Consider the following 23,913-nt stretch of genomic DNA (forward strand, 5'->3'; position numbering starts at 1 on the left):
TTCGCATCTGCTCCTGCGCGTTAACGTAGCAAAGGGCAACTCTATGAAAATGAAACCTATTGCATGGTTCAAGCGAACTCGTATTCCGCCCGAAGGCAGCCTATCAGCCCCAGTCAACGATTCGGGAGGAGAAAACTATTTGCGTTCGGAACTGTTTTCTACCCCTCAGCTGGAACGCTTTGGAAAAAAACTGGCTCGTACGCACAAATTGTCTCCGGAAATACTACCGTACTACCTTCTTAAACGACTAACTGACAATGAAACGATAATTACGCGATGCTGCTATCTACTCAATGCAGGAAAAAAAACGAGCATCATGCCCGCAGGTGAGTGGCTGCTGGACAACTATTACCTGATTGAAGAGCAGATTCGCATGGTTCGCCAGCACTTACCGAAAAGCTTTGGTAAGGGTCTTCCGGTACTAGCCTACCCACATAGATGTCCCAGAATTTATGACTTAGCCTCAGAGGCCATAGCGCATGGCGACGGGCGCTGGGATACCAGTAGCCTTACCAGTTATATTTCCGCCTATCAAGAGGTGACACCTCTGACGTTGGGGGAGATATGGGCTTTGCCAGGAATGCTGCGTCTGGCGCTGATTGAAAACCTGCGTCGTGTGAGCAACGAAGTGACCCAGGCCCAGCAGGAGCGAAATCTTGCAGATATGTGGATAACGCGGATTTTTGATTGTGCAGAGAATGCTCCCGCCGACCTAATCATGATTGTTGCCGATATGGCGCGTACTCACCCTCCGCTGAGCAGTGCCTTTGTCGCCGAAATGGTTCGTCGTCTGCAGGGGCATGGCAATGCTCTTGCACTCCCTCTGAATTGGATTGAACAACGTCTTGCAGAGCAAGGTGTTACAACTGAGCTTCTGATTCATCGCTTCAATCAGCAGCTTGCCGCCAGCCAGCTTTCCGTCAGTAACAGTATTTCGGGTTTACGTCTGCTGAGTGAAACAAACTGGTCTGATTTTGCAGAGACCATCAGCGTTGTCGAGCAAACGTTACGCCTTGACCCAACGGGTATATATCCTCACATGCACTTCGACACCCGAGATCATTATCGCCATGTGATTGAAACGCTCGCCAGGGATGCGAGCTTAAGTGAACCGGAAGTTGCAAACCGCGTGATGGCAATGTCTTGCGAGCCGAGTTTAGATCCTGAGCACCGACATATCGGTTATTTTCTGCTTGGGGATGGAAGACCACAGCTCGAAAAACTGTTGTCAGCTGAAAGGCCTCTATTGAAACGGCTGCGGCAGAGTATGAATAAATCCCCCCTTCTGTCATGGCTCGGTAGCCTGAGTCTTCTGACCACGGCCGCTACGGCTACCATACTGTATGAAACGGCACTGCAGGGTATATTCTGGCTGCTCATCCCCCTGGCCCTCCCCCTTATTGTTGCCATTAGTCAACTCGCCAGCGATATGCTTAGTGAAGCAACGACACGCTTCCGTATTCCCAGGCCTCTGCCGCGGATGGACTTTTCAAGCGGGATACCGGTTGAATATGCCACAATGGTTGCGATCCCTTGCATGCTGACAAGCTATGAAAGCCTCAGCAAACTTCTCTCTCGCCTGGAAGTCTGCAGCCTTGGCAATCAGGATGAAAATCTCTGCTTTGCACTTCTTACCGACTTTGCGGATTCATCAACTGAGGACACCAGGGAAAACACTATCCTTTTAAAACAAGCGATTGCTGAGATGCAGAGACTTAATCGGCGCTACCCGGGCGGCCGATCCCGGTTTTATCTGCTGCACCGCCAGCCGGAGTGGAACGATTCGCAGAGAATCTGGATGGGATATGAGCGCAAGCGGGGCAAACTGGCTCTTCTTAACAGCTGGTTACGCCAACAGGGAACCCAGTTTTCGAGCGTTGCAGGCCTTCCCTCGCAGGCTTTGCCCGGACGGATTAAATACGTCATCACTCTTGACAGTGATACGCTCCTGCCTCGCGATACCGCTCATAAGCTGGTGGCCACAATGGCGCATCCGCTGAACAAACCAGAATATGATCCAACGTTCCAACGAGTCGTTAAAGGGTACGGAATTTTACAGCCAGGACTGGCGGAGGAAATGCCTCTTTACGGTCAGGGGCGCTACGCCGCCATGCGCAGCAGCGTCCCGGGTAATAATCCCTATTCGATGATGTCTTCGGATATATATCAGGATCTTTTCGGCGAGGGATCGTTCGTAGGCAAAGGTATCTATGATGTAGATATTTTTGTCCAATCCACTGCCAACGTCTGTCCGGAAAATCTCGTGCTCAGTCACGACCTGCTGGAAGGGTGTTACGCCCGCTCAGGACTGCTGAGCGACGTTTTACTTTACGAACAATATCCAACTAATTATCTCTCTGACGTCGCACGTCGTACGCGCTGGATCCGCGGAGATTGGCAACTGCTCAATTGGTTAAGGGGTCAGGTCAGAAAAGCTGACGGAAGCAGGGGAAAAAATCCATTGTCCATCCTTTCTCGCTGGAAGTTACTGGATAATCTCCGACGCAGCCTGGTAGCGCCGTCGATCATGCTGCTTGTATTTAGCACGCTGCTCTGGCTCCCCAACCCTTTATACTGGTTTAGCGTGCTTACGCTGATATTATTTCTTCCTGCGGCGCTTAGCATAGCATGGGATCTCGTTCATAAACCGCACCGCCGTCCCCTCAAACAACATCTGCAACTTGTCTTAGCTGGAGCCTTGAAGCGCATTTCACGTATCGGTCTCACGTTTATGATACTACCCCACGAGGCCGCTTACTCATTATACGCTATTGGAGTTACGCTTTGGCGACTTGGTGTAAGCCAGCGTAACCTCAATCAATGGGTCAGCTATAGCCCAGATAACTACCAATCCCGTATTTCTGTTTTAGGTTTTTATCGGGCAATGTGGCTGAATGTTGCCTGCGGTCTGAGTCTCACATTACTCGCATTGGTGTTTGATCCGCTGATGCTGTTCATCGCATTGCCCATTAGCGTCGGGTGGTGCATAGCTCCCATTATAATGGCCTGGCTGAGCCACCAGCCCGCGCGTAAGCCCTTTTTGCCAGATCAGAAACAGAAACTTCTGCTGAGACAGACAAGCCGAGAAATATGGTCTTTTTTTGAGACCTTCGCCACAGCAAAAGAAAACTGGCTCCCCCCCGATAATTATCAGGAAATACCGCAGCCGACGATCGCGCACCGTACATCCCCAACCAACATTGGGTTATCGCTACTGGCTAACCTTACTGCCTGGGATTTTGGCTATTTGCCAGGCGGTAGCGTCTTACAACGCATAACGCTTACGCTCGACTCTCTTGATAATATGGAACATTTTCGGGGTCATTTATATAACTGGTATGACACTCGAACGCTTGCGCCGCTCAGCCCGCGTTACGTATCAAGCGTGGATAGCGGTAATATGGCCGGACATTTATTAACCCTGCGTGAAGGGTTATTAGCCATGCGAAACCAACCCATTTTGAGTGGCGAAAGAATACTTGCAGGGTTAAACGATACATTATTACTTCTTGAAAAACACTGGGGACCGAGGGCACCGGATACGCTTAAAGAGCTTCAAAAGCAGTGTTTCAGCTCAGCGGAACTACCTTCGGGAGCTCTTTACAGCGAACTTAAAAAGATGCGTACTCAGTGCAAACATCTCACCGCTGCGAGTCAGCATGAAGGCGCTCTTGTGGTGCGCTGGGCCGAGCATCTGGAGCATCAGTTGGTTGAATTATGCCAAGAATGGTCACATCTGCTCGCGTGGTTACCCCCTACATACCAAAGCGAGACACTGCCAACACTAAGCTGGTTGGCGCAGAGTACCGATACCGGAGAAGGAACGCCTCCTGCATCAGTTATTACTTACGCTCGTTTGCGGCTGGATATCATCAGCGAACTTGAAAAGAGGTTAAATGACCATGCGCGAATGGATTTTGCCTTTCTCTACAGCGAAGCTACCAGCCTGCTCAGCGTCGGATATAACTGCGACACAAATACCGCCGATAAAAGCCACTATGACCTTCTGCCCTCTGAAATCAGGCTGACAGGCTATCTCGCTATCGCGACAAATCAGCTTCCGATGAAAAGCTGGTATGCGTTGGGAAGGTTGTTCACCAATATCGACAATGAAACCGCGTTGATGTCATGGAGCGGCTCGATGTTTGAATACCTGATGCCCAATCTGGTGATGCCAAACTGGCGCGGCAGTTTGCTTGATGAAATGGGCAAATCCGCGGTGACACGCCAGATTAACTGGGGTAAGGAACGTGGCGTACCATGGGGCGTTTCTGAGTCCGGCTATCATGCATTTGATGTCCAGCGTAATTATCAGTATCAGGCATTCGGGGTACCTGGACTCGGTCTTCGCCGAGGACTTGCGGACGATATGGTTGTCGCGCCGTATGCAACACTACTGGCTCTGCTCGTTTCCCCCCAGAAGGCCTGCGAAAACTTGCTTAGACTGGAGCAGAGCGGTGCACATGGCGAATACGGGTTTTATGAAGCGCTGGACTACACGCCATCACGGCTTGCTACCGGGCAACTGTACGCGGTTGTTCAGTCCTGGATGGCACACCACCAGGGGATGGGATTCCAGGCGCTAGCGCATATCCTGCTTGATGCCCCAATGATCGAGCGATTTATGGCAAGCCCCACCTTTATGTCGGCAAATCTTCTTTTGCAGGAACGCGTCCCGGATGCAGTCGATCTTTACAGCCCTCGCCGCCATTTTGAATCCCATGAAGGAAGGGTTAAACCGGTGCGATATGAACCGAGAGTTTTCAGTCATGTAGACAGCCCTACTCCGGAAATACAGCTGCTCTCAAATGGGCATTACCACCTGATGCTGACGCCCGGCGGTGGAGGATACAGCCGCTGGAATTCGATTTCAGTTACCCGCTGGCGCAGCGATACAACCCGTGATAACTGGGGATCGTTCTGTTATATCCGCGATCCGCAGACGAATGAGGTATGGAGCAATACCTGGCAGCCCATGGGCGAGAATGCGAACAGCAGTGATGAGATAATCTTCACCGACGCAGGCGCAGAATTCAGGCGCACCCTCGGAACCCTTAGCGTCAGGACACAGGTTGTGGTTTCCCCGGAGGACGATATAGAGCTGCGGCGTGTCACCCTGGTACACCATGGCCGTCTACCGCGAACGCTTGAACTAACAACGTATGCTGAAGTGGTGATTGCTCCAGAAACCAGCGATCTAGCGCATCCGGCATTCAGTAATTTGTTCATCGAAACTGAGATTGATTCCCGCCGGGACGCTATTCTTTGCCATCGACGACCGCGTTCTCCAGATGAACCGAGCCCGTTTCTGTTTCACATGATGGTGGTGCATGGCAATGATCATAATGAAGCCTCGTTTGAAACCGACCGGGCTAAGTTTATTGGAAGGGGAAGAAGTCCGGCTGATGCCGCTGCTATCTATGCTAACGGGCCACTCAGCAATACTTCTGGTGCCGTGCTGGATCCTGTCCTGGCGATCCGACAAGTTGTGAGACTCATGCCAGGTGTTCCGATAACGATTGATATCGTTTATGGCATCAGTGAGAGCCGTCAGCAAAGCCAGGCATTATTGGAAAAATACCGTGATTACCCAATCGCCGAGCGTGTTTTTGAGCTTGCCTGGTCGCACAGTCTGGTAGTGCTAAGGCAGATAAATGCCAGCGAAGATGACGCAACGCTGTTTAACCGACTCGCTAGCGCTGTGCTTTATCCCTGTCACGAACTACGCGCCGACGTTCAGGTCATAAGCCGCAACCGCCGCGGTCAGTCCGGACTGTGGGGCTGGGGTATTTCAGGTGATCTACCGATTGTACTGCATAGCGTGACCAGCGATGAGAGTATGACCTCTATCACTACACTGATTCAGGCTCATCGTTACTGGCGACTGAAAGGGCTTGAAGTGGATCTTGTTATCCTCAATAACAGCGCCGGTGGCTATCAGCAGGCCCTACAAACACTGATTATGGATTTAATCTATGCCGGTTCAGAAGCCAGCCTGCTGGATAAACCTGGCGGCATTTTTGTCCGTAACGGGGAGCATTTGTCTTCCGAAGATAAGCAACTGTTGATGAGCGTTGCATGTATGTATCTTGACGATCGCGCCGGCGGACTAAACGAGCAGCTCAATCAGCGGCTCCACTCGTCTATTAAACCGCACAGGCCATTTGTACCTTTTGTCACTGAGGGAAGCAATCGACACGAAGACTGGACGCCGCATACAGAACATCTGTTCAACTTCAATGGGCATGGAGGGTTTTCTGAGGATGGACGGGAGTATCAGATTATCCTGAAGGAAAATGTACCAACGCCAGCCCCCTGGTCTAATGTGCTCGCAAACTCCTGTTTTGGTAGCGTCATTTCAGAAGCCGGACAGGCATACACTTGGTATGAGAACGCTCATGAATATCGTTTAACCCCCTGGGAAAACGATCCGGTAAGCGATCGTAGCGGCGAGGCTTTTTATATTCGTGATGAAGAAAGCGGAACGGTATGGTCGCCCACGACGTTACCTCTGCGTGGCCGCGGGGATTATTTAACCCGTCATGGTTTTGGCTACAGCGTATTCGCGCACCGCGATAGTGGTATAGATAGCGAGTTAACAATACTGGTTGCCGAACACGATCCTGTTAAGTTGGCACTTCTGACGCTTAGTAACAATTCGGGCCGCACGCGCAGTCTATCGGTCACAGGGTACGTAGAGTGGACGCTTGGGGAATCACGCTCGCGTTCTGCTCCCCATATCGTTACACATACGGTGGTCGTGCCGGGGGGGACTGGAGTTACAGCAAATAACTTCTACGGGGCTAACGGCGAAGGACGCATTGCATTTTTCGCTGTCAACGATCCTCATTGTACGTTGACGGGCGATCGCCGAGAGTTTATTGGCCGCAATGGCTCGTTGCAAAAACCGGCGGCTATGAAGCTGCGCAGTTTGTCGGGAAATACCGGCGCTGGTTTGGATCCGTGTGGTGCAGTTCAGGCTGTTACCACCCTAATTGACGGCGATCAGAAGACCTTTATTTTTGTGCTCGGCAGCGAGGAAAACGCCGCCCGGGCTCAGACTATACTCGCTCATTATTTGGATGAAAATATCGTTCGACAGGAGTTGGACAATGTCCATCGTCACTGGCACCGCATGCTGGATAAGATAGCGGTCAATACGCCAGACCATACCGTTGATAAGCTTGTTAACGGTTGGCTGCTATATCAGACAATGGCCTGTCGTCTCATGGCGCGCAGCGGTTATTATCAATCGGGTGGCGCATTTGGTTTTCGCGATCAACTCCAGGATACATTGGCACTGACCCACGCCGCACCGGAACGCCTGCGCGACCAAATAGTACTATGTGCGTCAAGGCAGTTTATTGAAGGCGATGTGCAGCACTGGTGGCATCCACCTCAGGGTAACGGCGTACGCACGCGATGTTCTGATGATTTTCTCTGGCTCCCGCTCGCCGTCTGTCACTACGTCGACACTTCTGGGGATATCGGAATACTAGAGCAGATGATTCCTTATCTGGAAGGACGTCAGCTCCAGCCTGGAGAAGAGTCCGTTTACGATACGCCACTAATCAGCCACACCGAAGAGACGCTATGGCAACACTGCGTTAAAGCCATTAAGCATGGGCTTCGTTTTGGACAACATGGTCTGCCGCTAATGGGCGCTGGCGACTGGAACGATGGGATGAACCGGGTCGGCATCGAAGGAAAAGGTGAAAGCGTTTGGCTCGGGTTCTTCCTGTTCGACATTTTAAACCGTTTCGCCACGCTTGCTGATCGGCAGCAGGATAAGCCTGTAGCATCGCTGTGTCGCACGGAGGCGGAGAAGTTGCAAAAAAATCTGAATGCTACAGCCTGGGACGGGGAATGGTTTCGGCGTGGATATTTTGATGATGGAACGCCTTTAGGATCTAAAAGCTCTCAAGACTGCCGGATTGATGCAATAGCTCAAAGCTGGTCCGTTTTATCCGGTGCGACTGACTGCGAACGTGCCGGTAAATCAATGCAGGCTCTGGACAAGCATCTGGTAAACGCCGAATCCAGGCTGATAAAGCTACTTTCACCGCCATTCGATGGACACGGACCAAATCCCGGCTACATTCAGGGTTATGTGCCTGGCGTGCGTGAAAATGGCGGGCAATATACCCATGGTGCTATCTGGGCCGTGATGGCATTTGCCCGAATGGGAAATGCAAAGCGGGCGTGGCAACTCTGGTCATTGATCAATCCAATAAACCACGCGTCAACTGCCGAAGAAGTTGCGATTTACAGAGCTGAGCCATACGTAATGAGTGCAGATGTTTACAGCGTCGCGCCACATACTGGACGTGCAGGTTGGAGTTGGTATACCGGATCGGCGGGTTGGGCATACCGTCTTCTTACAGAAGAATTGCTGGGCATAAAACGTTCCGGTGATGTCTTGACCATACATCCCCTCTTACCAGCAGAGTGGGAGTCTTTTTCTCTGACATATCAACATGACGAAAGTCATTACGAGATTACCATTACACGTGGCAACGGGGAGTATCGGGTCACACTGGATGGTATCGAACTGTCTGATGACCGAATACCGCTAAAGCAGGATGGTCAAAGACACATAGTAGAGATTACTCAGAACTAAGAGACTTCAAGAGCGCATTAACGCCTACCGTTAATGCGCTGATTGTCTCTAAGCACTTCAATCGCAGTCTTCATAGCAACTTTATCATCACGTCTTTTTTGCTTACCTTGCATGACTTGAAGATACTCGAGCAAGGTCCGTGTATTAATCGGCCTTCCCTGTTTACCCACAGCAAGCACTGCTTCACCTAAAATAATTTTTACTGGCGGCAACTGCGCTGGGTACCAGTCAAGAGTGTCTTCTGATTTCATCATAAATTTCTCATGGAAGGATATTGTAACATAAATCAAACTGTTTTTTTCTAAAAGCGCATATTTTATTCAGCAATAAATCTTCATAACTTAACCCAACAATTTATATTTTAAAGCGTATAATACATATTATATTTTTGAGAGGTTATTTTATGTCATTTACAGAAGGACTTAGACATTTTAAAGAAAGACCGGTCCATGTTGCTTGCCCGGCATGCGCATACAGAGCCAATCAGAAAGCAGGAAAACTAAGAAAAGATGCTGTTCTGGAATGTCCTGCCTGCGGGCTGTTGTTCAGGCCATCAGAATGCTGGTGCATCGGCGGCTGAGCTGTTCCAGCAACTTAACCGATATCAGGTAATGCCAACGTTCCTTTTATAGTCTGGTAGTAGAGGGCATTTATGATGAAAGATAAAAAATCTATTTTTATTGAAGGAGATATTCTTTCCAACAGCTGCCATGGACAGATCGGTCAACATTTCTGTATCCACAGAGTGAGATTTAGTAATGGTAAATTTGCCATTGTCCGGGAAGCATCAGGGATATGTTTCAAACCAGGCGAAGTCATTCAACGAAATGATTGCCATTGGTTTTATAACTTAATCCCAATTCGTCTTCTATCTTTTGAATATATTGGGGAAGATGAATCCAGAAGGCAATTCCTCGAATATCAATAACAACCCACTGAGTCTTATAGAAAAAGAATTTTTTCGCCTAACTAAACCATTTAGTGGGCATCCACTCCCACACGCAATCTTAAATCATCCTCCTGAAAAAAATCCTTGAAATTATCCATGCGTATTACAATCTTCATTAGCTTAAGAAAATTTATGTCATGACAGGGTTTCGAACTGCCTAATCCTCAAGTTCAAAAAGGTAGCATGGGAAAAGCGATTAATATGATTGAGTTATTAGGCAGCAATTTCTCCGCGCATCCCTCAGTCAGCATCAGTCACTTCAGCTACGCTCAAAGCGTTCAGCGATAAGCATGTGGCCTAAAAAAATCTTTCGGACCTATAGCAATAGCGTTCACGCTTTCATACCCCGGATGCGCAAGGGGGAACAGAAAGCCTACTACTCTTTATCAAGTATCGGCGCCAGATTTAACGCGGCTGTAAAACGTGCTGGTATTCGTCGCCGGAATCCGTACCATACGCGGCATACTTTTGCCTGCTGGCTGTAATCTGCCGGCGCTAACCCGTCTTTCATAGCCAGCCAGATGGGGCATGAAAACGCGCAAATGGTCTATGAAGTCTACGGTGCGTGGATTGAAGAAATGAATGGCGAACAGGTGCTGATGCTTACGATAAGCTGGCACGCTGAAAAATTTTTGCCCCTATTGGCTCCGAAGGTAGTAATAAATGCAAGAAAATCAATCAAATACAAAGAAAGAGCAATACAACCTGAATAAACTGCAAAAGCGACTGCGCCGTAACGTGGGCGAAGCCATTGCAGACTTCAACATGATTGAAGAAGGCGACCGCATCATGGTTTGCCTGTCAGGGGGTAAAGACAGCTACACCATGCTGGAGATCCTGCGTAATCTTCAGCAAAGTGCGCCGGTGAATTTTTCCCTGGTGGCGGTCAACCTTGACCAGAAACAGCCGGGTTTCCCGGAGCACATTCTGCCGGAATACCTCGAGAAGCTGGGCGTTGAGTACAAAATCGTCGAAGAAAATACCTACGGCATTGTAAAAGAGAAAATCCCGGAAGGGAAAACTACCTGCTCACTCTGCTCTCGCCTGCGCCGCGGCATCCTGTATCGTACCGCGACGGAGCTGGGGGCGACCAAAATTGCGCTGGGCCACCATCGCGACGATATCCTTCAAACGCTGTTCCTCAATATGTTCTACGGCGGCAAGATGAAAGGCATGCCGCCTAAGCTGATGAGCGATGACGGTAAACACATTGTGATCCGCCCGCTTGCCTACTGTCGTGAAAAAGACATTGAGCGTTTTTCTCAGGCTAAAGGGTTCCCGATCATTCCATGTAACCTTTGCGGCTCTCAGCCGAACCTGCAGCGTCAGGTGATTGGCGACATGCTGCGCGACTGGGATAAGCGTTATCCGGGTCGTATCGAAACCATGTTCAGCGCGATGCAGAACGTCGTCCCTTCACATCTTGCGGATGTAGAGCTGTTCGACTTTAAAGGCATCAACCACGAGTCAGAAGTTGTGAACGGCGGGGACCTGGCGTTTGATCGGGAAGATATTCCCATGCAGCCAGCGGGCTGGCAGCCGGAAGAAGACGACAATCAGTTTGAAGAGCTGCGTCTGAATGTGCTTGAAGTGAAGTAAGCGATTAGCGTCTCAGAAACATCTTCTGAGACGCTTCATTCTTTATTTCAGCAGACGTACGCGGCAGGTTTTACCTTTAATTTTCCCGTTTTGCAGCTGCTTCCATGCCTTATGGGCAACCGCATGGCGAACCGCTACGTAGACATGCGCCGGATGGACAGCAATCTTGCCGATATCCGCCCCGTCCAGACCCACATCCCCGGTCAGCGCCCCTAATACGTCACCTGGACGCATCTTGGCTTTTTTACCGCCATCAATGCACAGCGTCGCCATTTCAGCCTCCAGCGGCACAAGGCTGACGCTGGCCGGTGCATTCATCCAGTTCAGCTTAATCTGCAGCATCTCAGAGAGAATATTGGCGCGCTGCGCCTCTTCCGGTGCGCAAAGGCTGATCGCCAGACCGCTGTTTCCCGCGCGCGCGGTACGGCCAATACGGTGCACATGCACTTCAGGATCCCACGCCAGCTCATAGTTCACCACCAGCTCAAGAGATTTAATATCCAGACCGCGCGCAGCGACGTCGGTTGCGACAAGAACGCGGGCGCTGCCGTTAGCGAAACGAACCAGAGTCTGATCGCGATCGCGCTGTTCCAGATCGCCATGCAGCGACAATGCGCTCTGCCCGGCGGCATTCAGGGCATCACAGACCGACTGACAGTCTTTTTTGGTATTACAGAACACCACGCAGGACGCAGGCTGATGCTGGCTCAGCAATTTCTGAAGGAGCGGGATTTTCCCCTGCTGCGAGGTTTCAAAGAACTGCTGCTCGATAGCGGGCAGCGCATCTACGCTGTCGATTTCAATGGTGAGCGCGTTTTTCTGCACGCGCCCGCTGATGGCGGCGATGGCCTCCGGCCAGGTCGCGGAGAACAGCAGCGTCTGACGATCGGCCGGGGCGAAACGGATCACCTCGTCAATCGCATCGCTGAAGCCCATATCCAGCATCCTGTCAGCCTCATCCATCACCAGCGTTTGTAACGCATCCAGCGATACGGTGCCTTTTTGCAGGTGATCCAGCAGGCGGCCGGGCGTTGCGACAATAATGTGCGGCGCATGCTGGAGTGAATCACGCTGTGCGCCAAACGGCTGTCCGCCGCAGAGGGTTAAAATCTTGGTGTTGGGCAGGAAACGCGCCAGGCGACGCAGCTCACCCGCGACCTGGTCTGCCAGTTCGCGGGTCGGGCACAACACCAGAGACTGGGTCTGAAATAGCGCCGCATCGATATGCTGCAACAGGCCAAGGCCAAATGCCGCCGTTTTCCCGCTGCCCGTTTTCGCCTGCACGCGCACGTCACGGCCCTCAAGGATGGCGGGCAACGCGGCCGCCTGAACAGGCGTCATCGTGAGGTAACCCAACTCGTTGAGGTTATTGAGTTGGGCGGCAGGTAGAACATTCAGGGTAGAAAAAGCGGTCACAGTAGTCTCTCGTGGTCATCTTTGCGGTCAGATGGCGCGTATCCTCGCAGATCTCGCGGTTCGATGCGACAATTTAATCGGTTCTTGATCTGGCGGCGGGTCGGGCATCGGCTGCGGACGCGGAATGGGATCGGGCATAGGCACCGGATCGGTGGGGATGGGATCGGATTGACGCGATTGTTGCAGTAGCAGAGCATTGAGGAAGCTCATCATTCCCTCCAGAATTTGCTGTCGTCCCTTCAAGGGTAGACGCTGAGAATCAGGAGGCAAAAAAAAGCCGACTATGAAGTCGGCGTCGTACGAATCAATTGTGCTATGCAGTAATTCAAAAAAGGAAGTAAGACAATATGGAGCGCAACGCCCATCGCTTGACGTTGCATTCACCTGCGGGAGTAATATTGCACCTTACGGGGTAGATGTTTATTGACTTCGCTCAATTAAAAGAGCGTTTTGATCCCGTTGAAAGCTGAAAAAAGCGTAAATTTACAGCCATTTACTACGATGCAACCACCATGCAACACCACCAATCAAAACAACTAACATCACGCAAAACGCGGTAAATCCGTAGCGATAAGCGCCACCTGGAATGCCGCCCAGGTTCACGCCAAACAAACCGGTAAGAAACGTGCTGGGTAAAAACACCATCGCCATCAGGGACATCGTATAGGTTCTTCGCGCCAGCGACTCCTGCATCACCTGCGCGATTTCGTCCGCCATCACCGCCGTTCTGGCAATACAGGAATCAATTTCATCCAGCCCGCGGCCCAGCCTGTCGGCAATATCCTGCATTCTGCGTCGATGGTCGTCGTTCATCCAGGTGAGCCTTTCGCTGGCCAGCCGCGCATACACGTCCCGCTGCGGCGTCATGTAGCGGCGCATAACAATTAGCTGTTTACGCAATAAGGCCAAAAAACCGCGCGGTGGAATCTGCTGATCGAGCAGGTTATCTTCCAGGTCGATGATTTTGTCGTGCAGTTCTTCAATAAACTCGCTCGCATGATCGGTAAGGGCGTCACAGACGTCCACCAGCCAGCTGCCGCAGTCCACCGGCCCGGTGCCCTCTTTCAGATCGTTTACGATGTCATCCAGCGCCAGCACTTTTCGCTGTCGGGTTGACACAATGAGTCCATCGTCCATGTAGACACGCATCGCAACCAGCTGATCCGGGCGTTCATCCGTGCTGCCGTTAATGCAGCGTAGGGTGATCAACGTACCCTCACCCATTCGGCTCACGCGGGGCCGCAGGCTCTCACCCGCCAGCGCATCGCGCACGTTATTTGGCAAGAGCGGAGTCGAGGCGAGCCAGTCAGCGCTGTCCGTGTGGGTGTAGTTCAGATGTAGCCAGCAGGGATGCGCATTATCGATCACATCATTATCATCCAGAGGTCGTGCACCGCCGCGACCATCCAGCACCCATGCAAAAACTGCGTCAGGAACGTTAAGTTCCGACCCTTTAATGCTTTCCACAGCGCCTCCACCTTTTTAGCTCTTTCGGTGACAGTCTAGCTTTCATCAGGTGTTAAGCAACAACTATATATCCCATCGCGCTGAAATCGCTCAGGAATTGTACATGCTGGCCAGGGGCATAAAAAAAGCCCGGCATGCCAGGCTTTGAAGTTCTGTCAGAGAGAGTGCTCTGGCCGCTGAAGGAAGGATGGCGAGCCTCCAGGCGATGAGGGCGAGGATGACTGATCGAGCCTGAAATTACGCGTTCGGGTCTGCAGCTCAATCACCTGATTACGCAGTACATCAGAGGAACCGTTGAGTTCCTCTGCCATTGCCACGTTACTTTGAGTGACCCGCTCCAGCTCCGATAGCGCCAGGGTAATCTGAGAAATGCCTTTCTCCTGCTCTGACGTCGACGCGGAAATTTCGTCCATTAAGCGGCTAACATTCCCCGAACCCGTCACGATTTCATGCATATTCTTCTCCGCCTGTGACACAACGCTAACGCCCTGCGTAACGTTATTGCTGGTCACTTCAATCAGCGTTTTGATATTTTTCGCCGCCTCTGCGCTGCGGTGCGCCAGGTTTCTGACCTCTTCCGCGACCACAGAAAAACCCTTTCCATGATCGCCGGCCCTCGCCGCCTCAACGGCCGCGTTGAGTGCCAGGATATTCGTCTGGAACGCAATGCCGTCAATCAACGAAATAATCTCCGTCATCTGCTGGGCGCATTCGGTAATCGACTGCATATTGCTGGCGACCTGGCCCATGAGCTCACCGCCCTTGCGCGCCTGTAACGTCGCCACATTTGCCTGCTCGCTCGCCAGGCGGGTGTTATCGGCATTGTTTTTGGTGCTTGCGGCCATTTGCTCCATGCTGGCTGCGGTTTGCACCAAAGACGCAGACTGCTGCTCGGTTTTCACCGAAAGCTGAGCGCTACGTGTCGAGAGCTGATCCGATAAGGTCATGGCGGTCTGCGATGACGCCCTAATCTCACGTACCAGCGTCGCGATATTGCCGGAAAGGCTGTTTATCCCGGGGATGAGTCTGCCCGCACAGTTATTGCCAAATTCAGGGATAGATACACCAAGGTTGCCTGCGGTCACCTCTTCAATACTTTTCTTTACCGTATTGATCGGCGTCACAAGATACTTTGTCATATAGACCCAGAGCAAAAATAGTGCAACGAAGTTGATGACATTAAGTGAAATAAAGAGAGATGGATTGCTGGAAAATAGAACAACGACACCTGCACTTACCAAAAAAAGAGATAAAAGGAACCCGATAATAAAGGTCCTGACACTAATATTTTTTAGCATAATAATACCCACGTTTTATATTTTGGTCGGCACTTAGACTTATAGCATTGGCCCAGAAGTTTTTCATCGCAAACGACACTTGTTTTTTGTTTCGCCGTTAGCATCCTGAGATTTGATTTAAGTCAGATAAAAAGAGCGTATTAGTGAAAATGTTCTGCTCAGCATGCTGTGATACTGGTTTCCAGCCATGTTAAGCGATAGTATCGCCCGCGGTGAGACGATACGATCGCCCCCATATTTAAGGAGCTTTGCTACTGCTATTCGTTCTTGTTTAGCAATGCTTAATATATTAACAATGGAATATATTTTATATTCTTAATAAGTTTTAGAGTGTTAATATGACTGGTCATTTTTCACGATAAATAACTAATATGGTTTGAATGCGCATGTTCGTTGCCCGATAGAGATGTGCCCGGCAGACGAAATCGGTAACCCTCTCAGGCGTGGGATTGCATAATGCTCAATATATCGTGGGACCCTGTGTTAATCGCTATCTCCTATCTGGTGGCGTTTATCGCCTCCTTTGTGGCGCTGGACAGCGCCGGAAAGATCCCCCTCTCCAGCAGAAAGGCTGCCCTCTTCTGGCGCATTGCCGGTGGGGTTACGTTGGGCATTGGAATTTGGTCGATGCACTTTATCGGCATGCTGTCGATGCAAATGCCCATGATGATGAGCTACGACCTCTGGTTAACCCTTACGTCACTGGGCGTCGCAGTGGTTGCATCGACCACGGCACTTAATATTGCCGTCGCGGGCAAAAAACTTTCTCCCTTTCGACTGACCTTTGCCACGGTGCTCCTGAGCGCTGGCGTAGTGTCTATGCATTACATCGGTATGGCGGCCCTGATGCTGGATGGCAGCATCATCTGGGATCGCCGCATTGTGGCGTTATCCGTGGTTATTGCCGTTGTTGCCTCCGGCACGGCGCTATGGCTGGCTTTCCGTCTGCGGGATAAACGCAAAGGCGTCTTTATAAATCGCATTCTCGCGGCCTTCGTCATGGGCGCCGCGATTTGCGCGATGCATTATATCGGCATGAGTGCCGCGCAGTTTCAGGAAATGGCGCATACTCTCCCCGGCGGGATCGGCGAACTGGGGCTATCCATCTGGGTTTCGGTCACCACGCTCTGCCTGCTCGGCCTGATGTTAATCATTTCACTTATTGATTCCCACCGGCGCACCAGCCGGCTGACGGATAATCTTCAGCAGCTCAACCGCCAGCTTGAGCTACAGGCGCGTTTTGACGCGCTCACCGGGCTCGCAAACCGCCACCAGATGGATCTCCGCATGCAGGATTGTTTGCGCAGCGCGCTGCTGAGCAAGAAGCCATTTGCGGTTATTTTCCTGAACGTCGATCACTTCAAGCGCGTTAACGATACCTGGGGTCACAGCGTCGGTGATGAACTATTGATCGCGGTTGCGCAGCGCATCACGGCACGGCTCACGCGTGAGATGACCTTGGCAAGGCTGGGAGGAGACGCTTTTATCCTGCTGGTGCCGGAATGTGACGACGACAGGCTCAACGCCCTGCTCACCGCGTTGCTCGAAGACGTGCGACGCCCTCTGTCTGTCTGCGGACATACCTTAAGCACGACGATCAGCGCGGGTGTTAGCCTCTATCCTCAGGACGGCGAAACGCTGCACGAGCTGAAGCTCAAGGCGGATGCAGCCTTACATCGCGTCAAGGAAGATGGCCGCAACGGCTGGGCGATCTACCGGACCGAGATGTCAACGGCGATCCCGGCGAAACCCGGTTTCCTGCAGGAGCTTTCTCAGGCGCTTGAGCGCGATCAGTTTGAACTGTGGTACCAGCCAACCTGGCATGCGGGAGAGAAAACCATTCACGGTTTTGAAGCCCTTCTGCGCTGGCGGCATCCCGAGCAAGGGGTTGTACTGCCTAACCTGTTTATCCCCTCGCTGGAACAAACGGGCTTAATTATTCCGGTAGGTAACTGGGCCATTGAAGCGGCATGCCGACAGCTTCATTTCTGGACTGAGCAAGGTTTCAGCCAGTGGACGCTGTCTCTCAACCTATCCCCCATCCAGTTTGAACAGCCGGATATTTTCCAGATCGTCTCGTCGATGCTGGAAAAATATAGCTTGTCTCCGTCCAGGCTGATCCTTGAGGTAACGGAAAGCACCGCGCTTAAAAATCTCGACCGCAGCATTGAGTTGCTCAATGCGTTTAATCACGCGGGGATCGTCGTCTCGATTGATGATTTTGGTACGGGCTATTCCAACCTTTTGATGCTGAGCGTGCTTCCGGCAAAAGAACTCAAGATCGACAGAAGCTTTGTCACGTCGATGCTGGAAAATGAAAAAAGCTACAAGCTGGTTGAAACCATTATCAGTATCGCCCGAACCATGGAGATGAATGTGGTGGCAGAAGGGATTGAGACGGAAGAACAGCAGGCGGTTCTCACCCGTCTCGGCTGCGATTACCTGCAAGGTTACCTTTTCTCCAGACCCTTCCCTGCCGAACAGGTACCGTGGCTACTGCTTCAGATAAACTCAGACAAACAGATTATACCCATTAATAAAATTCAAACGGACCCCGCATTTATTTCTCAAAAAAATCATGCCTGACGGGGTTAAGTGGAGTATGTTTCAAAGGAGTACACGCGAGTCAATTCTGTCATGATCGTAAGGCACATGTTGTCGATGAACAGGAAACGCCTATGTCGCAACCTTGTTTTGATGCGTTGAATGTAATTAAAACACCCGTGTGGCTCGTTTCACCCGTGTCGGAAAAGATCATTTTTGCGAATGTGGCAGCAATGCAGGTCATGGGGGATAAAACGCTCGATGACCTGCGCAAAGGGATCTATTCAGCCAGTGCGCAAACAGTCCTGTCGATGTATGTATCTGAACTGAAAACAGAGCAGGAGATCGTCGAAATCTGGACAACGAGCAGGGATGGACAGCATACGCCGTTAAGCTGTCGCCTCTCGCTTGCCCACTACGTGCCCTGGGGAGATGTGATTGTTTTCGAGGGCATATCCCCACAAATACTCTCAGGATTGAAGGCCAGCCGTTCCGCCACCTATCGGCGAAAAAAACAGGGTTTTTATGCGCGCTTTTTTCTGACCAACAGCGCCCCGATGCTGTTAATCGATCCGGCCCGTGACGGCCAAATCGTCGATGCGAATCTGGCCGCGCTCAATTTTTACGGTTATTCACATGATGACATGTGCAGTAAGCATACCTGGGAAATCAATACGCTGGGGCGAGATGTGATGCCCATAATGACTGCGATTGCCGCGCTGCCCGGTGGTCATAAGCCGCTCAATTTTGTTCATCGCCTTGCCGATGGATCCACACGCCACGTTCAGACGTATGCCGGGCCCATTGAAATCTACGGTGACAAGCTGATGCTGTGCATCATCCACGATATCACCGAGCAAAAAAGGCTGGAGCAGGAGCTGGAACATGCGGCGTTACGTGACTCCATGACGGGGTTACTCAACCGGCGCCAGTTCTACGCAATTACCGATCAAAGCAATCTGAATAAACTACCTGCACAACAGCAATTTAGCCTGCTGCTGGTGGATACCGACCATTTCAAAAACATTAATGATCTTTTCGGTCATCTGAAAGGCGATGAGGTGCTTATCGCCCTTTCCCGAACGCTGGAGGCCTGTAGTCGGGAGGGCGACATGGTGTTCCGCTGGGGTGGCGAAGAGTTTGTTATCCTGCTGCCGCGTACCTCTATCGATACCGCGATGCAGATTGCCGAGTCAGTACGTGCAGCCGTTGCCCGCATTACGATTCCGGGCCTGCCGAGATTTACCGTTAGCATTGGCGTGGCGCGGCACAATCAGGGGGAGAGTATTGACGAGTTATTTAAGCGTGTGGACGATGCGCTGTATCGCGCTAAAAATGACGGACGCAATAAAGTCCTTGCTGCATGAAACTGGAGTATCCGGGAAAGCCCCGCTACAATGCCTACCTCGAATCAATTAGCTTCAGGTGGGTTAAAGCTTCAATGGGAAAAACGGAAATAATACTCACCTTAATTATTTTGCTGCTTATAATATTTGGCTTCTGGTTTATTTTTAGCGGCGAGGTCTGGCATCTCGTCGAATTTCTTGAAAATAGCCTTTACCCGACCTTCGACGCGTCGTAACACACGTTTAATAGCTTGTTTCACCTACCGAATTTGTCAGGTATCTGCTTCCCTTACAGCCGCGTAAAATACGCGATGTTATCCTCCAACAACGTTGATAACGAATCATTAATTCATTTGCTTATGTTGCCCGTGCTCTGACGGGCTTTTTTATTTCCGGCAATTCAGCCATGCCAGGCTATATCTTAATCATCTTTATTGAAAAAGGTGAGGAATGATGAGCAAGAAGATCCTGATGCTGGTTGGTGATTACGCCGAAGATTACGAAACCATGGTGCCTTTTCAGGCGTTGCAGATGATTGGCCATCAGGTGGATGCGGTCTGCCCCGACAAACCGAAGGGCGACTACATTATGACGGCAATCCATGACTTTGACGGCGCCCAGACCTATAGCGAAAAACCGGGTCACCGGTTTACCCTCAACGCCGACTTTTCCACCGTCAAGGAACAGGATTACGACGCGCTGCTCATCCCAGGCGGGAGAGCGCCCGAGTATCTGCGGCTAAATGAGGACGTGCTAAAGCTGGTGCAGGCATTTGACGCCGCGCGTAAGCCGATAGCGGCAGTGTGCCATGGTCCGCAGCTGCTCGCTGCCGCGGGCGTTCTGAAAGGTCGTACCTGTAGCGCCTACCCGGCCTGTGCACCTGAGGTACGCCTCGCGGGTGGACACTACGCCACTATCGGCATCGATCAGGCCCATGTAGACGGCAACCTGGTGACGGCTCCCGCCTGGCCCGCACATCCGCAGTGGCTGGCGAAGTTTAATGCGCTGTTAGAACCATAGAAACCTGGTATCAGGCCACTGGTGGCAAATGAAGCGGTAGCGCATATTGCAGAACTGGCGCAAGAATGCGCCAGTTCCCATTAAACATCAGTGCTTCTCAATATACATTGTCCGGCTATATGCCACGTCTTCCGGGTTATTGATGGGATAACCTTTAACCCAGGGCTTAATAAGGCGGCCATTGGTGTACTGATAAATTGGCGCGATGGGCGCTTTCTCCATGAGGATTTTCTCCGCCATGTTGTAGTCCTTATTACGCGCTTTGGCCGTGGTTTCCAGCGTCGCCTGATGAATAATTTTATCGTAGGCCGGATCGTTGAAACGCGAGATATTGCCGCTGTGGGTTGAGGTCAGCAGGGACAGGAAGGTCGATGGCTCGTTGTAATCGCCCACCCATGACGCGCGGATCACATCAAAATTGCCGGTATTACGGCTGTCGATATAGGTTTTCCACTCCTGGTTTTGCAGTCTGACATCCACACCGAGATTTTTCTTCCACATGGACGCCACCGCAATGGCGATTTTCTGGTGGTTTTCCGAGGTATTGTACAGCAGGGTCAACTTCAGCGGACGCTGAGGGCCATAACCTGCGGCCTGGAGCAAGGTTTTCGCCTGAGCGTTCAACTCCTGCTGGGACATCTGCTCGAATGGTGAAGGCTCAGGGGTGAAACCCGCCGTTACGTCAGGGGTGAAATGCCAGGCCGGCTTCTCACCTGTACCTAATACCTTTTCAGCCATAATGCGGCGATCGATAGTCATGCTCAGCGCAAGACGCACCCGGGCATCGGCCGTCGGACCCTTTTGCGTGTTAAACGCGTAGTAATAGGTTCCGAGCTGTGGCGGCGTATACACCTGTCCCGGAATGTCCTTCAGGAGCTTCTGATACATATTTTTCGGGAACGACTCGGTGATATCAATATCCCCCGCCAGATAGCGCTTAGTGGCTGACGATTCCTGATTAATCGGAATGAAAGTCACTTTTTGCAGGACAGTTTTCGCATTGTCCCAGTAATGCGTATTCGGAACGACAACCAGTTTTTCATTCACCACGCGGTCGTTCAGGACGTATGCGCCATTGCCCACCAGCGCTCCCGGACGCGTCCACTCTTTACCGCTTTCAACGTTCGCTTTTTGCACCGGATAGAAGGCAAAGTTCGCCGTCAGGTTGCTAAACCACGGTAGCGGTTTGTCGAGCTGGACGCGTAAGGTTCTGGCATCCACCGCCGTCACGCCCAGGGTATCTGGCGCCGCTTTGCCATCGATAATGGCCTGCGCATTGTTGATGCCCGCCAGCGCCGCGAACCAGGCAAACGGAGACGTGGTTTTCGGGTCGACCAGACGCTGCCAGCTGTAGACGAAATCCTGCGCGGTGACGGGCGTACCGTCAGACCATTTCGCGTTATCGCGCAGGGTAAACGTCCAGATACGGTTATCGTTGCTCTGCCAGCGCGTCGCTACGCCCGGGGTCAGTTCCCCCTTCTCGTTCTGATTCACCAGCCCTTCGAAAAGATCGCGAATCACCTGAATCTCGGGTAATCCCACCGCTTTTGCCGGATCGAGCGAAGCCGGCTCGTCTTTAATATGCCTGACCAGCTCCTGTTTTTGCGCCAGTACCGTGCCCTTGGGCACATCAGCAGCGTACGAGAGTGTAGAGAGCCCGCACAGGTACAGTGCAGCACAGAGACGCGAAACAGGATGCTTCATAAGATCCCCTTTAATGAATTCAGGTAACAAGCAGATGCGTAATTATTTGTTTCGAAACAGAGAAATGCAAATACCTTCGTCCGGAATAGTGATTTGAGGCAATTCTCAGCCTTCACGGAAACTATTTGATTAACAGTGAGTTTTGCACAACACTGCCAGTAGAGACTTCTTTATCAGGATTTCGTATGGCAATCACCCGACCACGAGCGGAACGCGGCGCCTTTCCGCCCGGCGCTGAGCAATATGGCCGATCATTTTTAGGCGCATCGCTGATCTGGTTCCCGGCGCCCGATGCCGATCGCAGCAGCGGTTTGATCATTGCCGGCACGCACGGAGATGAGAACTCGTCGATCGTCACGCTCTCGTGCGCGCTGCGTACGCTGACGCCTTCATTGCGACGCCATCATGTGATTCTTGCCGTTAATCCGGACGGCTGCCAGCTCGGATTACGGGCTAATGCGAGGGGGATCGACCTGAACCGTAATTTCCCGGCAGCAAACTGGCGCGCAGGAGAAACGGTTTATCGCTGGAACAGCTCCGCCGAGGAGCGGGACGTGGTGCTGCTGACGGGAGACAAGCCCGGCTCAGAGCCGGAAACGCAGGCGCTGTGCCAGCTTATCCATAAGATTCACCCCGCATGGGTTGTCTCCTTCCACGATCCGCTGGCCTGTATTGAAGACCCGCGTCATTCCGATCTGGGCGCGTGGCTGGCACAGGCTTTCGCCCTGCCGCTCGTCACCAGCGTGGGCTATGAAACACCCGGATCGTTCGGTAGCTGGTGCGCCGATTTGAGCCTGCCCTGCATCACCGCTGAATTCCCGCCGATCTCCTCCGACGAAGCCAGCGAAAAATACTTAACAGCGATGATGGAGCTTTTGCGCTGGCAACCTCAAAGATGAAGCACGCCGCTGGTAAAATTAAGCGTCGGTGAAACGTCAACCGCCAGCCAGGTCGGGCCATCCAGATCGGCAAAACGGACCTGATTGACCAGCGGCAGCGCCGCGCCGATCGCCCGGGATGTGCAGAGCATGCATCCCAGCATCAGGGAAAAGCCCTGCGCCTGCGCTTCCGCCGCCAGGGCCAGCGCTTCTGTCAGCCCGCCGGTTTTATCAAGCTTGATATTGACCATCTCATAGCGGCCCTTAAGCGCGCTCAAATTCTCGCGGGTATGGCAACTCTCGTCCGCGCAGACGGGCAGCGGATGGATAAAATTCTTCAGCGCCTCGTCATCCTTCGCTGGTAGAGGCTGCTCCAGCATCGCCACGCCCAGGTCAGCCAGCAGCTGACATCGTGCGGCCAGCCCCTCGGGATGCCACGACTCGTTGGCGTCAACAATCAGCGTTGCCGAGGGCACCGCCGAGCGAATGGCGACCATCCGCTCGCTGATCAGGCGATCGTCGAGCTTTACTTTTAGCACCGTAGCCCCGGCGTCATAGAGTGCTTTTGCGCTGGCGGCCATTTGCTCCGGCTCACCAATCACGACCGTTTGCGCCGTCACGACGAACTCCGGCAGCGCCACACCCAGCAAGGTAGTCAGCGATTGTTGCTGCTTCGCTGACTCAAGACTCCAGAGCGCAGAGTCGATGGCGTTGCGCGCCGCCCCGGCGGGTAAACGCTGCTGTAACGCGTCGCGCGTGAGCCCTTTTTGCAGGTCAGGCACCAGGGTCATGATCTGCGCCATCACAGATGCAAGACTTTCCCCATAGCGCGGGTAAGGCGTACATTCCCCGACGCCTTTAAATCCCTCCTCTTCGATTTCAACCACGACCACGCTGGCTTCACTTCGGCTGCCACGGGAGATCACAAACGGGGTATGCAATGGCCAGGCTTCTTCATAGACCTTAACGCTTCTCATCACTGACTCCTTGCGGCCCGGAAAGGCGAAAAATTTGGTTTGCCGTGTTATCCGCTGATGGCATACACTAGCCCCGACGTTAACTATATGTAAAC

Annotated in this window: 15 protein-coding genes and 1 pseudogene; 9 read left to right on the forward strand and 7 right to left on the reverse strand. The window is 52.1% G+C overall.

Going from position 1 to position 23,913, the window contains the following annotated elements:
* The first annotated feature begins 43 nt into the window (after window positions 1-43).
* Window positions 44-8,620, forward strand: a complete 8,577-nt coding sequence (locus KGP24_RS12775; RefSeq protein ID WP_223560689.1) for a glucoamylase family protein — start codon at window positions 44-46, stop codon at window positions 8,618-8,620.
* Between the two features lie 17 nt (window positions 8,621-8,637).
* On the opposite strand, the gene KGP24_RS12780 is transcribed toward KGP24_RS12775, so the two are convergent.
* Window positions 8,638-8,871, reverse strand: a complete 234-nt coding sequence (locus tag KGP24_RS12780; RefSeq protein ID WP_223563495.1) for a hypothetical protein — start codon at window positions 8,869-8,871, stop codon at window positions 8,638-8,640.
* 401 nt (window positions 8,872-9,272) lie between these two features.
* On the opposite strand from KGP24_RS12780, the gene KGP24_RS12790 reads away from it, so the two are divergent.
* The 3 genes and pseudogenes from KGP24_RS12790 (at window position 9,273) to ttcA (ending at window position 11,168) form a co-directional block, all read left to right on the forward strand.
* Entirely contained in the window at window positions 9,273-9,548 is a 276-nt protein-coding gene (locus tag KGP24_RS12790; RefSeq protein WP_223560691.1) for a hypothetical protein, read from the forward strand.
* 293 nt (window positions 9,549-9,841) lie between these two features.
* Window positions 9,842-10,194 (forward strand): annotated as a pseudogene (locus tag KGP24_RS12795) (tyrosine-type recombinase/integrase); the annotation flags it as partial.
* 38 nt (window positions 10,195-10,232) lie between these two features.
* Window positions 10,233-11,168 (forward strand): tRNA 2-thiocytidine(32) synthetase TtcA, encoded by a 936-nt coding sequence (gene ttcA / locus KGP24_RS12800; RefSeq protein ID WP_111965067.1) that lies wholly within the window; start codon window positions 10,233-10,235, stop codon window positions 11,166-11,168.
* A 42-nt stretch (window positions 11,169-11,210) separates the two neighbouring features.
* Here ttcA and dbpA read toward each other — a convergent pair whose 3' ends face one another.
* The 4 genes from dbpA to KGP24_RS12815 form a co-directional block, all read right to left on the reverse strand.
* On the reverse strand, window positions 11,211-12,584 hold the full coding sequence (dbpA, locus tag KGP24_RS12805; protein WP_223560692.1) for an ATP-dependent RNA helicase DbpA: 1,374 nt from the start codon (window positions 12,582-12,584) through the stop codon (window positions 11,211-11,213).
* A gap of 27 nt (window positions 12,585-12,611) precedes the next feature.
* Entirely contained in the window at window positions 12,612-12,776 is a 165-nt protein-coding gene (locus KGP24_RS24760; protein WP_316045618.1) for a hypothetical protein, read from the reverse strand.
* 291 nt (window positions 12,777-13,067) lie between these two features.
* The gene (gene zntB / locus KGP24_RS12810; RefSeq protein WP_223560693.1) at window positions 13,068-14,051 is read right to left on the reverse strand and encodes a zinc transporter ZntB; all 984 of its coding nucleotides are present in this window, start codon (window positions 14,049-14,051) and stop codon (window positions 13,068-13,070) included.
* Between the two features lie 155 nt (window positions 14,052-14,206).
* Window positions 14,207-15,349 carry a methyl-accepting chemotaxis protein gene (locus KGP24_RS12815; RefSeq protein ID WP_223563496.1) on the reverse strand — a complete coding sequence of 381 codons (1,143 nt, stop codon included), beginning with the start codon at window positions 15,347-15,349 and terminating at the stop codon, window positions 14,207-14,209.
* 456 nt (window positions 15,350-15,805) lie between these two features.
* On the opposite strand from KGP24_RS12815, the gene KGP24_RS12820 reads away from it, so the two are divergent.
* From KGP24_RS12820 to KGP24_RS12835, 4 genes are all read left to right on the forward strand, one after another.
* On the forward strand, window positions 15,806-17,935 hold the full coding sequence (locus tag KGP24_RS12820; protein ID WP_223560694.1) for a bifunctional diguanylate cyclase/phosphodiesterase: 2,130 nt from the start codon (window positions 15,806-15,808) through the stop codon (window positions 17,933-17,935).
* A 92-nt stretch (window positions 17,936-18,027) separates the two neighbouring features.
* Window positions 18,028-19,260, forward strand: coding sequence for a sensor domain-containing diguanylate cyclase (locus KGP24_RS12825; RefSeq protein ID WP_223560695.1), 1,233 nt, complete (start codon window positions 18,028-18,030; stop codon window positions 19,258-19,260).
* 74 nt (window positions 19,261-19,334) lie between these two features.
* The gene (locus tag KGP24_RS12830) at window positions 19,335-19,475 is read left to right on the forward strand and encodes an Ecr family regulatory small membrane protein (protein WP_223563497.1); all 141 of its coding nucleotides are present in this window, start codon (window positions 19,335-19,337) and stop codon (window positions 19,473-19,475) included.
* 217 nt (window positions 19,476-19,692) lie between these two features.
* Window positions 19,693-20,259, forward strand: coding sequence for a DJ-1/PfpI family protein (locus KGP24_RS12835; protein WP_223563498.1), 567 nt, complete (start codon window positions 19,693-19,695; stop codon window positions 20,257-20,259).
* An 87-nt stretch (window positions 20,260-20,346) separates the two neighbouring features.
* Here KGP24_RS12835 and KGP24_RS12840 read toward each other — a convergent pair whose 3' ends face one another.
* Window positions 20,347-21,963, reverse strand: a complete 1,617-nt coding sequence (locus KGP24_RS12840) for a peptide ABC transporter substrate-binding protein (RefSeq protein ID WP_223560696.1) — start codon at window positions 21,961-21,963, stop codon at window positions 20,347-20,349.
* Window positions 21,964-22,148: 185 nt separating this feature from the next.
* Here KGP24_RS12840 and mpaA point away from each other — a divergent pair, with 185 nt between their 5' ends.
* Entirely contained in the window at window positions 22,149-22,862 is a 714-nt protein-coding gene (mpaA, locus tag KGP24_RS12845; RefSeq protein ID WP_223560697.1) for a murein tripeptide amidase MpaA, read from the forward strand.
* Here mpaA and ycjG read toward each other — a convergent pair.
* Complete coding sequence (gene ycjG, locus KGP24_RS12850) at window positions 22,853-23,818, reverse strand: L-Ala-D/L-Glu epimerase (RefSeq protein ID WP_223560698.1); 966 nt, start codon at window positions 23,816-23,818, stop codon at window positions 22,853-22,855. The two genes, mpaA and ycjG, sit on opposite strands and share 10 nt — an antisense overlap.
* Between the last annotated feature and the right edge of the window lie 95 nt (window positions 23,819-23,913).

Source organism: Enterobacter sp. JBIWA008, from assembly GCF_019968765.1.
Lineage (GTDB): Bacteria > Pseudomonadota > Gammaproteobacteria > Enterobacterales > Enterobacteriaceae > Enterobacter.

Excerpts from the sequence above, each read along its gene's own strand:
- KGP24_RS12820 (WP_223560694.1), top strand. The coding sequence starts at position 15,806 with ATGCTCAATATATCGTGGGACCCTGTGTTAATCGCTATCTCCTATCTG.
- KGP24_RS12790 (WP_223560691.1), top strand. The coding sequence starts at position 9,273 with ATGATGAAAGATAAAAAATCTATTTTTATTGAAGGAGATATTCTTTCC.
- KGP24_RS12830 (WP_223563497.1), top strand. The coding sequence starts at position 19,335 with ATGGGAAAAACGGAAATAATACTCACCTTAATTATTTTGCTGCTTATA.
- KGP24_RS12840 (WP_223560696.1), bottom strand. The coding sequence starts at position 21,963 with ATGAAGCATCCTGTTTCGCGTCTCTGTGCTGCACTGTACCTGTGCGGG.
- KGP24_RS12825 (WP_223560695.1), top strand. The coding sequence starts at position 18,028 with ATGTCGCAACCTTGTTTTGATGCGTTGAATGTAATTAAAACACCCGTG.
- KGP24_RS12815 (WP_223563496.1), bottom strand. The coding sequence starts at position 15,349 with ATGCTAAAAAATATTAGTGTCAGGACCTTTATTATCGGGTTCCTTTTA.
- mpaA (WP_223560697.1), top strand. The coding sequence starts at position 22,149 with ATGGCAATCACCCGACCACGAGCGGAACGCGGCGCCTTTCCGCCCGGC.
- ycjG (WP_223560698.1), bottom strand. The coding sequence starts at position 23,818 with ATGAGAAGCGTTAAGGTCTATGAAGAAGCCTGGCCATTGCATACCCCG.
- KGP24_RS12835 (WP_223563498.1), top strand. The coding sequence starts at position 19,693 with ATGAGCAAGAAGATCCTGATGCTGGTTGGTGATTACGCCGAAGATTAC.
- ttcA (WP_111965067.1), top strand. The coding sequence starts at position 10,233 with ATGCAAGAAAATCAATCAAATACAAAGAAAGAGCAATACAACCTGAAT.
- KGP24_RS12775 (WP_223560689.1), top strand. The coding sequence starts at position 44 with ATGAAAATGAAACCTATTGCATGGTTCAAGCGAACTCGTATTCCGCCC.
- KGP24_RS12780 (WP_223563495.1), bottom strand. The coding sequence starts at position 8,871 with ATGAAATCAGAAGACACTCTTGACTGGTACCCAGCGCAGTTGCCGCCA.